The organism is Microbaculum marinisediminis, from assembly GCF_025397915.1.
GTDB lineage: Bacteria > Pseudomonadota > Alphaproteobacteria > Rhizobiales > Tepidamorphaceae > Microbaculum > Microbaculum marinisediminis.
Map to the genome: position 1 here is coordinate 410,030 of NZ_JALIDZ010000005.1, position 13,928 is coordinate 423,957.

At 66.9% G+C, this 13,928-nt stretch carries 15 protein-coding genes; 9 read left to right on the plus strand and 6 right to left on the minus strand.

Annotation, left to right across the window (positions count from 1 at the left end):
* Nucleotides 1–11: 11 nt before the first annotated feature.
* The 9 genes from MUB46_RS13480 (at nucleotide 12) to MUB46_RS13520 (ending at nucleotide 8,056) form a co-directional block, all read left to right on the plus strand.
* Nucleotides 12–803, plus strand: a complete 792-nt coding sequence (locus MUB46_RS13480) for an FAD binding domain-containing protein (RefSeq protein ID WP_261616440.1) — start codon at nucleotides 12–14, stop codon at nucleotides 801–803.
* 94 nt (nucleotides 804–897) lie between these two features.
* Entirely contained in the window at nucleotides 898–1,824 is a 927-nt protein-coding gene (locus tag MUB46_RS13485) for an AAA family ATPase (protein WP_261616441.1), read from the plus strand.
* 6 nt (nucleotides 1,825–1,830) lie between these two features.
* Nucleotides 1,831–3,081: a vWA domain-containing protein gene (locus MUB46_RS13490; RefSeq protein WP_261616442.1), complete on the plus strand. Its 1,251-nt coding sequence runs from the start codon at nucleotides 1,831–1,833 to the stop codon at nucleotides 3,079–3,081.
* A gap of 148 nt (nucleotides 3,082–3,229) precedes the next feature.
* Nucleotides 3,230–3,565, plus strand: a complete 336-nt coding sequence (locus MUB46_RS13495) for an XdhC family protein (RefSeq protein ID WP_261616443.1) — start codon at nucleotides 3,230–3,232, stop codon at nucleotides 3,563–3,565.
* A gap of 2 nt (nucleotides 3,566–3,567) precedes the next feature.
* Nucleotides 3,568–4,197: a LysE family translocator gene (locus tag MUB46_RS13500; RefSeq protein ID WP_261616444.1), complete on the plus strand. Its 630-nt coding sequence runs from the start codon at nucleotides 3,568–3,570 to the stop codon at nucleotides 4,195–4,197.
* Between the two features lie 7 nt (nucleotides 4,198–4,204).
* Entirely contained in the window at nucleotides 4,205–4,888 is a 684-nt protein-coding gene (locus MUB46_RS13505; RefSeq protein WP_261616445.1) for an XdhC family protein, read from the plus strand.
* A gap of 2 nt (nucleotides 4,889–4,890) precedes the next feature.
* A complete protein-coding gene (locus MUB46_RS13510; protein WP_261616446.1) occupies nucleotides 4,891–6,510 on the plus strand; it encodes an NTP transferase domain-containing protein in 1,620 nt (539 codons plus the stop codon).
* A 150-nt stretch (nucleotides 6,511–6,660) separates the two neighbouring features.
* Nucleotides 6,661–6,930: an usg protein gene (locus tag MUB46_RS13515; RefSeq protein WP_261616447.1), complete on the plus strand. Its 270-nt coding sequence runs from the start codon at nucleotides 6,661–6,663 to the stop codon at nucleotides 6,928–6,930.
* A gap of 145 nt (nucleotides 6,931–7,075) precedes the next feature.
* Nucleotides 7,076–8,056 carry a DMT family transporter gene (locus MUB46_RS13520; RefSeq protein WP_261616448.1) on the plus strand — a complete coding sequence of 327 codons (981 nt, stop codon included), beginning with the start codon at nucleotides 7,076–7,078 and terminating at the stop codon, nucleotides 8,054–8,056.
* Here MUB46_RS13520 and MUB46_RS13525 read toward each other — a convergent pair.
* The 6 genes from MUB46_RS13525 to map all read right to left on the minus strand — a co-directional run bounded on the left by MUB46_RS13525 (nucleotide 8,041) and on the right by map (nucleotide 13,788).
* Nucleotides 8,041–8,784 (minus strand): proteasome-type protease, encoded by a 744-nt coding sequence (locus tag MUB46_RS13525; RefSeq protein WP_261616449.1) that lies wholly within the window; start codon nucleotides 8,782–8,784, stop codon nucleotides 8,041–8,043. The genes MUB46_RS13520 and MUB46_RS13525 overlap by 16 nt on opposite strands.
* 66 nt (nucleotides 8,785–8,850) lie before the next feature.
* The gene (locus MUB46_RS13530) at nucleotides 8,851–9,669 is read right to left on the minus strand and encodes a transglutaminase family protein (protein ID WP_261616450.1); all 819 of its coding nucleotides are present in this window, start codon (nucleotides 9,667–9,669) and stop codon (nucleotides 8,851–8,853) included.
* A 17-nt stretch (nucleotides 9,670–9,686) separates the two neighbouring features.
* Entirely contained in the window at nucleotides 9,687–10,628 is a 942-nt protein-coding gene (locus tag MUB46_RS13535; RefSeq protein WP_261616451.1) for an alpha-E domain-containing protein, read from the minus strand.
* A 39-nt stretch (nucleotides 10,629–10,667) separates the two neighbouring features.
* The gene (locus MUB46_RS13540; protein WP_261616452.1) at nucleotides 10,668–12,092 is read right to left on the minus strand and encodes a circularly permuted type 2 ATP-grasp protein; all 1,425 of its coding nucleotides are present in this window, start codon (nucleotides 12,090–12,092) and stop codon (nucleotides 10,668–10,670) included.
* A gap of 160 nt (nucleotides 12,093–12,252) precedes the next feature.
* Nucleotides 12,253–12,957 (minus strand): RadC family protein, encoded by a 705-nt coding sequence (gene radC, locus MUB46_RS13545; RefSeq protein ID WP_261616453.1) that lies wholly within the window; start codon nucleotides 12,955–12,957, stop codon nucleotides 12,253–12,255.
* A 3-nt stretch (nucleotides 12,958–12,960) separates the two neighbouring features.
* The gene (map, locus tag MUB46_RS13550) at nucleotides 12,961–13,788 is read right to left on the minus strand and encodes a type I methionyl aminopeptidase (RefSeq protein WP_261616454.1); all 828 of its coding nucleotides are present in this window, start codon (nucleotides 13,786–13,788) and stop codon (nucleotides 12,961–12,963) included.
* Nucleotides 13,789–13,928: the final 140 nt, after the last annotated feature.

Below are 13,928 nucleotides of genomic sequence, written 5' to 3' on the forward strand. Positions count from 1 at the left end.
GAGGATCGCAGATGTATCCGTTCAACTATCATCGGCCGGCGACGGTCCGTAAGGCGGCCGGGCTGTTGGCCAAGATGGAGGACGCCAAGGTCCTCGCCGGTGGCCACACATTGCTGCCGACCATGAAGCAGCGGCTGGCCTCGCCGTCGGATATCGTCGATCTCGGCGGTATCGAAGGGCTGGCGGGAATAGAGCAGAAAGGCCGCAAGATCCACATCGGGGCGATGACGCCGCATGCCGACGTCGCCAATTCCGATGTCGTCAGGGAGGCGATCCCGGCGCTTGCCCAGCTTGCCGGCGGCATCGGCGATCCGCATGTGCGTGCCCGCGGCACCATCGGCGGCTCGATCGCCAACAACGATCCGAACGCCGACTACCCAGCCGCCTGCCTGGGCCTCGGCGCGACGATCGTCACCAACAAGCGCAAGATCGAGGCCGACGATTTCTTCGTCGACATGTTCGAGACGGCGCTGGAGCCCGGCGAGATCGTCACCAAGGTGATCTTCCCGATCCCGCGCAAGGCCGGCTACGCGAAGTTCCCGAACCCGGCCTCGCGCTACGCGCTCGTCGGGGTCTTCGTGTCGAAGCGCGGCAAGGAGGTCCGTGCGGCGGTGACCGGCGCCGGCTCGTGCGTGTTCCGCTCCAAGGACCTGGAAGCCGCCCTGTCGACCCGGTTCGCGCCGAAGTCACTCGAAGGGGTGAGCGTCCCCTCCGACGGCCTCAACAGCGACATCCACGCCAGCGCGGACTACCGGGCGAACCTGATCGCCGTGATGGCGCGGCGCGCGGTGGCGGCGGCGTGAGCCGCCGACAAACGCGACCTATGTGCTAGATTGCGGTCGGCGTCCACACGGACGCCGGCCGTTTCACACTTCGCCGAACAGTCGGGAGCCCGCCGTGGCCGACCAGAGTCCCGAGATTCCGCAGTCCATCGATGCGACGCTGACGCTGCTTGCCTCGGCCGACTATGTCGCCGACCGGTCGCTGGCGACCGTCCTCTATCTGGCGTTGAAGATGGGGCGGCCGCTGTTTTTGGAAGGCGAGGCCGGCGTCGGCAAGACCGAGATCGCCAAGGTGCTGGCCAAGGCGCTCGGCCGGCGGCTGATCCGGCTGCAGTGCTACGAGGGCCTCGATGTATCGTCGGCCGTCTACGAGTGGAACTATGCCGCCCAGATGATCGAGATCCGGGTGGCGGAAGCCGAGGGCGTCGTCGACCGCGCCCGGCTCGGCGAGGACGTGTTTTCCGAACGGTTCCTGGTCAAGCGGCCGCTGCTGGAGGCCCTGGAGCCGGACACCGCGGGGCCGCCGGTGCTGCTGATCGACGAGCTCGACCGCACCGACGAGGCCTTCGAGGCGTTCCTGCTGGAGGTTTTGTCCGATTTCCAGGTGACGATCCCGGAGATCGGCACCGTGACGGCCGCGCGGCCGCCGATCGTCGTCATCACCTCCAACCGCACCCGCGAGATCCACGACGCGCTGAAGCGGCGCTGTCTCTACCACTGGGTCGACTATCCCGATGCCGCCCGCGAACTCTCGATCGTCAAGGCGAAGGTGCCCGAGGCGCCGCAGAAGCTAAGCCGCGAGGTCGTCGCCTTCGTCCAGGCGATCCGCAGGGAGGACCTGTTCAAGGCGCCCGGCGTGGCCGAGACGCTCGACTGGGCGACGGCACTGACCGAGCTGAACGCCGTGGCGCTCGATGCCGCCACCATCTCCGATACGCTCGGTGTCCTGCTCAAGTATCAGGACGACATCCAGCGGATGCAGGGCTCCAAGGCCAAGGAACTGCTCGACCAGGTGCGCGCGGAGTTGCGCGCCGCGGGGTAGACGAGGATGACGGACCGCCCCGATACGACATCCCTTTCGGCCGACGAGGCCGAAGCCTTCGAAGGCCGGCTTGCCGACAATATCGTTCATTTCGCCCGGGCACTGCGGACCGCCGGTATGCGCGTCGGGCCGGGCAGCGTGGTCGACGCCATCCGGGCGGTGGAGACCGCGGGCATCGGCGAGAAAGCCGATTTCTACTGGGTGCTGCATTCGGTTCTGGTCAAGCGGCACGAGGACCACGACCTGTTCGACCAGGCGTTCCGGCTCTACTGGCGCAAGCGCGCGCTGCTCGAACGGCTGATGTCGCAGCTCCTGCCGCCGTCGCCGCCGGTGCCGCGCGACGACGCCGAGGAGGTCCGCTCGCGTGTCGCCGAGGCGCTTTTGAAGAACGAGCAGAAGCCGGAGGCGCCGAAGCCCAAGCTGGAAATCGACGCCAAGATGACGCTGTCGAGCCAGGAAGTTCTTCAGCGCAAGGATTTCGAGCAGATGTCGGCTGCCGAGATTGCGCAGGCGCGGCAGATGATCGCCCGCATGATTCTGCCGTTCGACAAGGTGAAGACGCGGCGGCTGGAGCCGTCGCCGCGCGGCCGGCAGATCGATCTGCGCCGTTCGCTGCGATCCAGCATCCGTGGCGGCTCGCACGGCATGATCGACCTGAAGCGCCTGGCGCCGGCGCGCAAGCATCCGCCGCTGGTGGCGATCTGCGACATTTCCGGGTCGATGACCCAGTACAGCCGGATGTTCCTGCATTTCCTGCACGCGCTGACGGAAGCGCGCGGGCGGGTGTTCAGCTTCGTGTTCGGCACGCGGCTCACCAACATCACCCGACAGCTCAAGGCGCGCGATCCCGACGAGGCGCTGGAGCGCTGCTCCGACATCGTCGAGGACTGGGCCGGCGGCACGCGCATCGCCACCTGCCTGCACGCGTTCAACCGCGACTGGTCGCGCCGGGTGCTGGGGCAGGGCGCGGTGGTGCTGCTCGTCACCGACGGGCTGGAGCGTGACGGGCGGGAGGAGCTGGCCTTCGAGATGGACCGGCTGCACCGCTCCTGCCGGCGGCTGATCTGGCTCAATCCGTTGTTGCGCTACGACGGCTTCGAGGCGAAGGCGGCCGGCATCGTCACCATGCTGCCGCATGTCGACGAGTTCCGCACGATCCACAATCTCAATGCGATGGCCGACCTCGTGCATGCCCTGGACGCGCGCCGGCCGGGCGGGGCCGATCCCATGCGCTGGCTCAGGGGAGAGGCGGCGTGACGTGCCTTCGTCGGTGCGGTGCCCTTGAGTGCCGAAGGGTAGGACGGCCGGATGGAACCGGGATCGACCTGTCAGCCCGACGGGCAGGGCCCTATTTCATGGTCGTGCCGCAACGGCATTTCCGCGCGTGTCCCGTCAGGAGGTCCCCATGAGCGAACTTTCCATCAATCCGCTCGACGATCCGCTCGCCATCGCCGAGGCTTGGCGCAAGGCCGGCCGCAACGTCGCTCTTGCCACCGTGGTCGAAACCTGGGGCTCTGCGCCGCGTCCCGTCGGCAGCCATCTCGTGATCGACGCCGACGGGAATTTCGAAGGCTCGGTGTCGGGCGGCTGCGTCGAAGGCGCGGTGATCGCCGAAGCCGTCGACGTGATCGGGAGCGGTGAGCCCAGAACCCTCGAATTCGGTGTCGCCGACGAGACCGCCTGGCGGGTCGGCCTGTCCTGCGGCGGGCGGATCAAGGTCTTCGTCGAGAAGGTCGACTGATCATGCCTTCGACCGAGTTGCTGATCGCCTTTGCGCTGGCGACAGCCATCTTCGCCTACATGCCCGGTCCGGCGATGCTCTATACCGCCGCGCAGACGCTGGCCCGGGGTAAGCGGGGCGGCCTCATGGCCGCGCTCGGCATTCACGTCGGTTGCTATGTCCACGTTCTGGCAGCGGTTTTCGGACTGGCGGCGTTGATGAAGCTCGTGCCCGAGCTCTATGTCGGGCTGAAGCTTGCCGGCGCGCTGTACCTCGCCTGGCTCGGCGTCGCGATGATCCGTGGCGCAAAGGGCGAGAACCCCGCGGTCACGATCACCGCGCGCTCACCGCGCAGGGCCTTCGTCGACAGCATGTTGGTCGAGATCCTCAATCCGAAGACCGCGGTGTTCTTCGTGGCCTTCCTGCCGCAGTTCGTCGATCCGGCCGCGGGCCTGCCCGTCTGGGCGCAGCTTCTGGTCCTCGGAACGATCGTCAACTTCGCCTTTTCCTCCGCCGATATGGTCGTCATCGCGCTTTCGTCGGTGGCAATGGCCCGCCTGAAAGCAAGCCGGCGCGCGCAGAGCGTCGGCCGGGCGATCGGCGGAACGATCCTGATCGGGCTCGGGGCCCGGCTCGCGATGGAACGGAGTTGAGGGGCATATGAAACTGGACCTTCTCGCCCAGCTGAACGCCGACCGCGCCGCGCGCAGGGCGGTGATCTTGATCACCGACACGGAGACGGGCGAACAGCGGCTCATCCGCGAGGACGATATCGCCGGATCCGACCGCGCCGATCTCTATCGCGGCCTGATCCGCTCCGGCCGCTCGCGGCCGCTGAAGCAGGAGGAAGGCGGCGGATTCGCGAACGTGCTGGTGCCGCCGGCCAAGCTCGTGCTGATCGGCGCCGTCCATATCAGCCAGGTGCTGGCGCCGATGGCCGGCATGCTGGGCTACGACGTCACCATCGTCGATCCGCGCACGGCGTTCGCCACCATGGAGCGATTTCCGCAGGTCGATCTGGTGGCGGAATGGCCGGACGCGGCGTTGCCGGACGTGGGCGTCGACCGCTGGACGGCCTTCTGCGCGCTGACCCATGATCCGAAGATCGACGATCCCGGCCTCCTGCACGCGCTGGAGAAGGGCTGTTTCTATATCGGTGCGCTCGGCAGCAAGAAGACCCACGCCCGCCGGGTCGAGCGGCTGACCGGGGCGGGGATCGCGGACGCCGACATCGCGCGCATTCACGCGCCGATCGGGCTGGCCATCGGTGCCCAGAGCCCGGCGGAGATCGCCGTGTCGATCATGGCGCAGATCACCGCCGCGCTCCGGCTCGGGGAGGGGTAGACATGCTGTTCGGCCCATTGGGGCTGTCGGACGCCGAAGGCGCGATCCTCGCGCACTCCCAGCGGACCGGCTCGGGAACGATCAAGAAGGGCACCGTTCTTTCGGCCGATCACATCGCCGCCCTTCGGGCCGCCGGTCTGACGGAGGTCGTCGCCGCCCGCCTGGAGGCTGGCGACGTGCACGAGGACGAGGCGGCGGCGCGGCTGGCCGAGGCGGTTGCCGGGGTCAATGTCCGCGTCGACCGGGCCTTCACAGGGCGCGCCAATCTGTTTTCGCAGAAACCCGGCATATTGACCGTCGACCGCGCCGCGATCGACGCGTTCAACCGTATCGACGAGGCGATCACAGTCGCGACGCTCGACGCATTCGCCCCGGTCGTGGACGGAACGATGATCGCGACGGTGAAGATCATTCCGTTCGCGGTTCCAGGCCCGTCGGTTGAAAAGGCGCTTCGGACCGTTCCGCCGCGCGGCCTTTTCTCGGTCGCGCCCTACAAGCCGACGACGGTTGGCGTCGTTTCGACGGTTCTGTCCGGCACCTCGGAGAAGATGCTGAAGAAGACCGCGCGCGTGCTGGCCGACCGCGTCGCGCCGGCGGGAGCGGTGCTTCTCGAGGAGCTCCGTGTGCCGCACGAGCCCGCGGCCGTCGCCGCGGCGCTGGCCGACCTGAAGGGCAGGGGCGCCAATCTGCTGCTCGTGTTCGGTGCGTCGGCGATCGTCGATCGTGGCGACGTCGTCCCAGCCGGCATCGAGGCCGCCGGCGGCACGATTCACGATTTCGGCATGCCGGTCGATCCGGGCAATCTGCTTTTGATCGCGGACATGGCCGGAACGGCGGTGGTCGGGGCGCCGGGCTGTGCCCGCAGTCCGCGCGAGAACGGTTTCGACTGGGTGCTGCAGCGCCTGCTCGCCGGGATTCCGGTAAGCCGAGAGGATGTCACGGGCATGGGCGTCGGGGGGCTGCTGATGGAGATCGAGAGCCGGCCGCAGCCGCGCGCGGGGCAGGAGGTCGAGACGCAGACACCGAAGGTTGCCGCGATCCTGCTGGCCGCCGGCCAGTCGCGGCGGATGGGCGGGGCGAACAAGCTGATCGAGCAGATCCGCGGCAAGCCGATGGTGAGGATCGCGGCGGAAGCCGTACTGGCCTCCGCGGCGCGGCCGGTGTTCGTCGTAACCGGCCATCAGCCGGATCAGGTCGAGGCGGCGCTTGCCGGGCTCGACGTCACCTTCGTCAACAATCCGAACTACGCCGAGGGGCTTTCGACCTCGCTGAAGACGGGCATCGAGGCGCTGCCCGCCGATGTCGACGGGGCGGTGGTCTGTCTCGGCGACATGCCCGCGGTCGAAGCGAGCGTGATCGATCGGCTGGTCGATGTCTTCGCACCGGCGGACGGCAGGGCCGTCGTCGTTCCCACGGTGAAGGGCAAGCGGGGCAACCCGGTCTTGTGGGGACGGCGGTTCTTCCCGGCGCTGACCGCGATTCGCGGCGATGTCGGCGCGCGCCACCTGATCGGCGAGAATGCCGAGCTCGTCACCGAAATCGAGATCGCGGGCGACGCCGTGCTGACCGACGTGGACACGCCGGAGGCGCTGGCGCGCATCCGGAACGGGCAGACTGCCTAGGATTGAATCACTTGCAGTCCGAATTTGGCAGCACTCTCAAAAGCGTGCTGCTAAAATATTGATTTTAAAGGAATATTAGTAATTCGCATCTTGAATTGGGTTCTATAGGCAGGGAGACTGTTTGCGTCAATAGCCACCAAGGAGACGCCAATGGTCGATTTCCAGTTCGAGGCCCAGGTCAAAGGCTACGGTCTGACGACGGCCAATATCCTCTATCGGCTTCCCGACCATCCGACGCTGCTGCAAGAATTTCTCTGGCAGCACTACGACATGGCCCCCGACTTCCCCGAACTGTTCAAATTCCTCGAATTCTGGGATCGCGAGATCGAAGGCCCCGTCCATTCGGTGACGATCGCCCACAAGCGGCTCGTCGGTCCCAGCGAATGGCGCGGCGCGAAGGGGCTGTTCGGGCTGCATTAGGCGGCCAGAAGCAGACAGCCAGTATCGTCAGCCGCCGCTGCCGGCTGTCCGCCGGGCTCTCCGGCCGCTATAGAGGATATGGGACTTCCACGCGGTCCGGGGGCGGTTTCGTGATGCCAGTGACGATTGCCGCGGATCGCGGCCAATGAGTGCGCGCGGCGAAGGAGCGGATGCGTCCGGCCGGTCGGCGGAGGCGAGTTCCGACGCCATCCCGATGTCGACCTTCCTCCTGCTCGGCGTGCTGGCGCTGGTCTGGGGCTCCGTCTTTCCGGCGATCAAAGTCGTTCTGGCCGAAATGCCGGTGCTGACGTTCCGGGCGCTGTGCCTGATCGCCGGTGGCCTCGGCGTCGCGGCGTTGGCCACGATGCGCGGCCGGTCGCTCGCCGTCACCTGGCCGCAGCTTCGGTGGCTTGCTGTCCTGAGCCTCTTCAACAGCCTCGGCTGGAATATCTTCACCGCCTACGGGCTCCTGTACCTGCCGGCGGGCAGGGCGATCATCATCGGCTACACGATGCCGCTCTGGTCGGTTATCGCCGCGGCCCTGATCCTCGGCGAACGCATCACGGCGACGAAGGTCATCGGCCTGGTCCTCGGCTTCGCGGGGCTCGCAGTGCTGGTCGGTCCGGATCTCGTCACCTTCGGCGACGCGCCGATCGGCGTCGGCCTGGTCCTGTGCGCGGCGATTTCCTGGGGCATCGGCGTGGTGCTGTTGAAGTGGCGGGACATGGGGATGGCGACGACGGTGCTCGCCGCCTGGCAGCTGGGGCTTGCTTCGCTGCCGCTGATCGTCGCGGCCGCCTTCGTCGACGACTTCGACTGGCGGATGAGCGGCGAGGGATGGTTCGCGCTTGCGCTCGTGGTGTTCGGCGGGATGGTGACGGCTCACCTGTTGTGGTTCACCATCGTCAAGCGCTTGCCGGCTTCGATTGCCTCGATCTCGACCCTGGTCATCCCGGTCATCGGTGTCATCGTCGGTTCGCTCTGGCTCGGCGAGACGGTGGGAGCGGCCGAAATCGGCGCGCTGGCGCTGGTCGTCGCCGGTCTGTTCGTCGTGCTGGTGCTGCCGTCGCTCCGGGGAAAACGCCTGCGGCGCCCAAAACCCGGTCCGAATCAGTCGTTGCCGTAAGGCGGTCTCGGAATGGCCTTGTGGGCGGCCTGCAGCGCGCTCGACCATCGATCCTGCAGGTCGTGGAAATAGGGATCGCCGACATCGACGCGGTGGATCAGCTCGGAGGCAAGCGCATCGCGGCGATAGACCATGAGATCGAGCGGCATGCCGACGCTCAGGTTGGAGCGCATGGTCGAGTCCATCGAGACGAGGCCCAGCTTCAGAGCGTCGTAGAGATCGGTTTCGTGGCCGATCGCCCGGTCGAGGATCGGCTTGCCGTACTTGTGTTCGCCGATCTGCAGATAGGGCGTATCGGCGGTCGCCTCGATGAAATTGCCGGCGGCGTAGACCATGAACAGGCGCAGCCGTCCGCCGGCGATCTGGCCGCCGACGAGGAAGGTGACGTCGAAGCTCGCCTGCTGCTGTTCCAGCGATCTGCCGTCGACGTTGTAGACCTCGCGGATGGCGCGCCCGACGAACTGGGCCGCCTTGAACATGCTCGGCTGCGTCCAAATCGTCTCCAGGCCGCCGGTTTCGGCGTCCTCGATCCCTTCGGTGATCAGGCTTACGACAGCCTGGGTCGCCGCCAGGTTGCCAGCGGAGGCGAGGGCGATGACGCGGTCGCCCGGTTTCTCGAAAACATGCAGTTTCTTGTAAGTGGCGATGTTGTCGACGCCCGCGTTGGTGCGGGTGTCGGCGATCATCACCAGGCCCTCGTCAACGAGGATGCCGACGCAGTAGGTCATGGGAATCGCAGCCAGACGACACGGTGGCCCATATATGGCAGCCTGCCCGACGAAAAAACAGGGGCCTCACTGCTGGACCGCCATGTCCGCGGTGTGGACGTTGACGGCCAGCGATTCCGTCTGCCCGCCGGCCTGGGCGCCGCGCACCGGGGCGGCCCCGAGGTAATCGAGGCCGATGGCTACCCGGACATAGCCCTCGGTGACGCAGACGCCGTTGGAGGGATCGAAGCCGACCCAGCCGAGATCGGGCACGTGGGCCTCGGCCCAGGCATGCCCGGCGTCGCTGGAGACGGTGCCGTTGGACTGGACCAGATAGCCGCCGACATAGCGGGCGGGAATGGCGAGGCTGCGCGCGGCGGCGATGAAGATATGCGCGAAATCCTGGCAGACGCCATGTCCGAGCTCGAAGGCGTCGGAGGCCGTGGTGCCGCTGTCGGTGCGGCCGGTGTCATAGCGGATGTGCGCGTGCAGGTCGGCCAGCATGTCGTGCAGCCCCGCCAGCCGCTCGCTGTCGTCGCGCCGGAACTTGCGCGCGTAGTCCGCGATCGCCTCGTTCGGCTCGGTCAGGTCGGTCTCGCGCAGATAGAGCGCCAGCGGCAGCCGCTCGACGGCGCCACGGACGACGCCGGCGGTCTCCTCGGTCTCCACCTCGCCCTCGACGCTGATCGTCAGCGCCTCGAAGTGGTCGTGCAGGGTGAAGGAATGGACGACGTTGCCGAAGGCGTCCGCCGTCTCGATCAGGCGGCAGTCCTTGTCGACCTCGATGCGCCAGCGGCGCACGTGCTGGCCCTCGTGGCTTCGCGGCGACAGCCGCAGCTTCTGGATGACGTATTTCGGCGGCGTGGCGTAGGCGTAAACCGTGTCGTGCCGCACCTGGATGCGCATGCGTGCCTCTGTCCCGTTCAGATGAGGTATTGATCGGCGATCAGCGCGCCGAGCCTGTTGTTTTCCGTGATGAATTCGGTCAGGAACTCGTGCAGGCCGCCCTGGAAGATGTCGTCGGTGCGGGCGTTCCTGAGCTGGGCGCAGATCCGGCGGGCATGGCGCTGGCTCTCGCCCTGGCGGCCGTAGTCGCGCGCCAGTTCGTCCAGGAACATGGTCAGGTTGGCATAGCAGCTTGCCAGCGAGCGCGGCATTTCCTCGCGCAGGATCAAAAGATCGGCGATCAGCCAGGGCTGCAACTTGTCCCGATAGACCCAGTGATAGGCGGTCAGCGCCGAGACCGAGCGCAGGATCGTCGACCACTGGAAGAAGTCGAGGCCGCCGCCGACATGCACCGAAGGCGGCAACAGCACGTGATACTTCACGTCGAGGATGCGCGCGGTGTTGTCGGCGCGTTCCAGATAGACGCCGAGCCGCGAGAACCAGTAGGCATCGTGGCGCAGCATGGTGCGATAGGCCGCGCCGTCGACCCGCAGCGAGGTCTCCTTGACCCAGGCGATGAAGCGGTTCAGCCCCGACGGCGACACGTCGTCGGTGCGGTAGCGGTGCAGTTCCAGCCAGGCCGAGTTGATGGCTTCCCAGGTATCCGTGGTCAGCGCGGTGCGCACGGCGCGGGCGTTGGTGCGCGCCATGCGCAGGCAGTTGCGCACGGAGGACGGGTTGTCTTCGGAAAACGCCAGATACTCGAACACGTTCTCCGCCGTCGCCTCCTGCCCGGTCGCGGCGAAGGCCTGGTCGCAGGCGGCGGCAGCCAGCGCGGACTGCCATTCGTTGGAGTCCGTATCCTCGGCGATCGGCACCGCGGCCATGCGGGAGGCGGCGTGCAGAATGCGCGCGATACTCTCGGCGCGTTCGACGTAGCGCGACATCCAGAACAGGTTATCGGCGGTACGGCTCAGCACTGTGACGGTCCCCCCGGCGCGTATGCACGTCGTTTCGCCTCAGACATTGACCACCCAGGTGTCCTTGGTGCCGCCGCCCTGGCTCGAATTGACCACCAGCGAGCCCTCGCGCAGCGCGACGCGCGTCAGGCCGCCGGGAACGATCCGCACCTGGTCGGTGCCCGACAGGACGAAGGGGCGCAGGTCGACGTGGCGCGGCGCCAGGCCTTCCTCCACCCAGGTCGGGCACGTCGACAGCGCCAGCGTCGGCTGGGCGATGAAATTCTCCGGCTCCGCCTTCAGCTTGGCGGCGAACGCCTCGATGGTCTTCTTGTCCGACGCCGGACCGACCAGCATGCCGTAGCCGCCGGAGCCGTGGACTTCCTTGACCACGAGCTCGGGCAGGTGATCGAGCACGTAGGCCAGCGCGTCCGGCTCGCGGCAGCGCCAGGTCGGCACGTTCTTCAGCACAGGCTCCTCGCCCAGATAGAACTTCAGGATCTCCGGCATGTAGCTGTAGATCGCCTTGTCGTCGGCGATGCCGGTGCCGACCGCGTTGGCGAGCGAGACGTTGCCGGCCTCGTAGACCGACATCAGGCCGGCCACGCCGAGCGCGGAATCGGGGCGGAAGGTGAGGGGATCGAGGAAATCGTCGTCGACCCGCCGGTAGATGACGTCGACGCGCTGCAGGCCTTCGGTGGTGCGCATGTAGACGAAATTGTTCTGCACCACCAGGTCGCGGCCCTCGACCAGATCGACGCCGAGCTTGTCGGCGAGGAAAGAGTGTTCGTAGTAGGCGCTGTTGTAGGGCCCCGGCGTAAGCAGCGCGATGGTCGGCTCCTTGGGGGCGCTTTCCGGGGCGATCGATTGGAGCGTCGCCAGGAGTTCGTCGGGATAGTTCTCGACGGGCCGCACGTTGTAGCGGGCGTACAGCTCCGGAAACAGCATCAGCATGACTTCCCGGTCCTCGAGCATGTAGGACACGCCCGACGGCGTGCGGGCATTGTCTTCGAGGACGTAGAAGGTATCGGGGTCGACGCGGACGATATCGATGCCGGCGATCGGCACATAGACGTTGCCGCGGACCTTGTGGCCCATCATCTCCGGCCGGAACGCCGGATTGGCGAAGATCAGCTCCGGCGGCAATATGCCGGCCTTGAGGATCTCCTGGCGGGAATAGATGTCGGCCAGGAAGGCATTGATCGCCTTCACGCGCTGTTCGAGCCCGTATGCGAGCCGGTTCCATTCGTCGCTTGTGATGATCCGCGGAACCACGTCGAAGGGAATGATGCGCTCTTCGGCGCGGGCCTCGCCGTACACGGCGAAGGTGATGCCGATGCGGCGGAACAGAAGTTCGGCCTCCGCGCGGCGCTGCTCGATCAGCTCCTCGGGCGCTTCGGCGAGCCACTCCGCAAGCCGCTGGTATGGCGCGCGGCAGCCCTCGCCATCCAGGCCGTTCATTTCGTCAAACGATTTCGAACCCATGTCCTCCCCTGGTCCGTATTCGGATAACTATGACCCCCGAGATTCGTTCCCGCAATGCCCGCGCCAGATTGCAGGGGCGATTCCCGACAGCCTTCGGCCGCTCTTGGTCAACAATGGGGCAGAACGAGATTCCGCTGCCGAATTTCCGCGCAGAAGGGCTTCAGATCAGCTTGAGGCCGCGCAGGCTGGCGTGGCCGTCGCGGCCGACGATGACGTGATCGTGCACGCTGACGCCGAGCGGCTGGGCGATGTCGATGATGGTCCTGGTCATCTCGACGTCGGCGCGGGAGGGCGTCGGATCGCCGCTGGGATGGTTGTGGACGAGGATGATCGCCGTTGCCGACAATTCCAGCGCCCGCTTTATCACCTCGCGCGGGTAGACCGGCGTGTGATCGACCGTGCCGGTCTGCTGCAGCTCGTCGGAGATGAGCTGATTGCGCTTGTCGAGGAACAGGATGCGGAACTGCTCCTTTTCGGCGAAGGCCATCGCCGTGCGGCAGTAGTCCAGGACCGCCGACCACGAGGACAGCACGGGACGCTTGCGCACCGTGCCGCGCGCGAGGCGCTCGGCCGCGGCCTGGATGATCTTCAGGTCGGTGACGACCCGCTCGCCCACGCCGTCGACCTCGCGCAGGCGCTCCGGCGGCGCGGCGATCACCTCGGCGAAGGATCCGAACTTGGCGAGCAGGCGCTTGGCCAGCGGCTTCGTGTTGATGCGCGGCAGGGCCGAGAACAGGACGAGCTCGAGCAGCTCGTAGTCGGGCAGGGCGCCGGCGCCGCCGTTGACGAAACGCTCGCGCAGGCGTTGGCGGTGGCCGGCGTGATCGGGATCGGGCTTGCGAAGTTCTTCCTCGAAGCCCGTCATGCGTCAGGCCGTCAGATAGGGCGGCTTGTGATATCCGGCCGGGGACAAGGTGAAGATCTCGACCCCGTCCTCTGTCACACCGACGGTGTGCTCGAACTGCGCCGACAGCGAGCGGTCGCGCGTCACCGCCGTCCAGCCATCGCCCAGCACCTTCACGTGGGGCCGGCCGAGATTGATCATGGGCTCGATGGTGAAGAGCATGCCCGGCTTGAGCTCGACGCCTTCGCCGGGGCGGCCGTAGTGCAGGATGTTCGGGACATCGTGGAAAACGCGCCCCAGGCCATGGCCGCAGAAGTCGCGCACGACGCTGGTGCGCTCGGCTTCCGCGTAGGTCTGGATGGCCGCGCCGATATCGCCGGTGGTGTTGCCCGGCTTCACCGCGGCGATGCCGCGCATCAGCGATTCCCAGGTGACCTCGATCAGCCGTTCGGCCCGCCGCGAGATCTCGCCGATCGGGTACATGCGGCTGGAGTCGCCGTACCAGCCGTCGAGGATCAGCGTCACGTCGATATTGACGATGTCGCCCTCGCGCATCGGCTTGTCGTTCGGGATTCCGTGGCAGACGACGTGGTTGATCGAGGTGCACACGGAGCGCGTGTAGCCGCGATAGAAGAGGGTGGCCGGATAGGCGCCGTGGTCGCGAGCGAACGCGTAGATCAGGTCGTCGAGCGCGCCGGTCGTGACGCCCGGCTGCGTATGCTCGGCCATCAGATCGAGCGCCTTCGCCGTCAGCTGGCCGGCCTTGCGCATGCCTTCGAACGCCTCGGCGCCGTACAGTTTGATGTCACCGGTGTTGCGCGCCGGGGCGATATCCGCGTCTACGTAATTCATTGGCCTCCGTCAGCCGCCCCGACCCGGGCGGCGGTCCCGCAGCTTCAATCCCTGTCCGGAATCTAATCTAATGCCAGTGCGGCGCAAGGCATTGCAACGAGCAAGGCATCGGGCATCCTTGCGCCGGCACCAACGATATG

What these genes read in the sequence shown, in the direction of transcription:
- MUB46_RS13530 (WP_261616450.1), bottom strand. Translation starts at nt 9,669, where the DNA reads ATGCGCATCCAGGTGCGGCACGACACGGTTTACGCCTACGCCACGCCG.
- MUB46_RS13515 (WP_261616447.1), top strand. Translation starts at nt 6,661, where the DNA reads ATGGTCGATTTCCAGTTCGAGGCCCAGGTCAAAGGCTACGGTCTGACG.
- MUB46_RS13510 (WP_261616446.1), top strand. Translation starts at nt 4,891, where the DNA reads ATGCTGTTCGGCCCATTGGGGCTGTCGGACGCCGAAGGCGCGATCCTC.
- MUB46_RS13505 (WP_261616445.1), top strand. Translation starts at nt 4,205, where the DNA reads ATGAAACTGGACCTTCTCGCCCAGCTGAACGCCGACCGCGCCGCGCGC.
- radC (WP_261616453.1), bottom strand. Translation starts at nt 12,957, where the DNA reads ATGACGGGCTTCGAGGAAGAACTTCGCAAGCCCGATCCCGATCACGCC.
- MUB46_RS13520 (WP_261616448.1), top strand. Translation starts at nt 7,076, where the DNA reads ATGAGTGCGCGCGGCGAAGGAGCGGATGCGTCCGGCCGGTCGGCGGAG.
- map (WP_261616454.1), bottom strand. Translation starts at nt 13,788, where the DNA reads ATGAATTACGTAGACGCGGATATCGCCCCGGCGCGCAACACCGGTGAC.
- MUB46_RS13525 (WP_261616449.1), bottom strand. Translation starts at nt 8,784, where the DNA reads ATGACCTACTGCGTCGGCATCCTCGTTGACGAGGGCCTGGTGATGATC.
- MUB46_RS13540 (WP_261616452.1), bottom strand. Translation starts at nt 12,092, where the DNA reads ATGGGTTCGAAATCGTTTGACGAAATGAACGGCCTGGATGGCGAGGGC.
- MUB46_RS13495 (WP_261616443.1), top strand. Translation starts at nt 3,230, where the DNA reads ATGAGCGAACTTTCCATCAATCCGCTCGACGATCCGCTCGCCATCGCC.
- MUB46_RS13480 (WP_261616440.1), top strand. Translation starts at nt 12, where the DNA reads ATGTATCCGTTCAACTATCATCGGCCGGCGACGGTCCGTAAGGCGGCC.
- MUB46_RS13500 (WP_261616444.1), top strand. Translation starts at nt 3,568, where the DNA reads ATGCCTTCGACCGAGTTGCTGATCGCCTTTGCGCTGGCGACAGCCATC.
- MUB46_RS13490 (WP_261616442.1), top strand. Translation starts at nt 1,831, where the DNA reads ATGACGGACCGCCCCGATACGACATCCCTTTCGGCCGACGAGGCCGAA.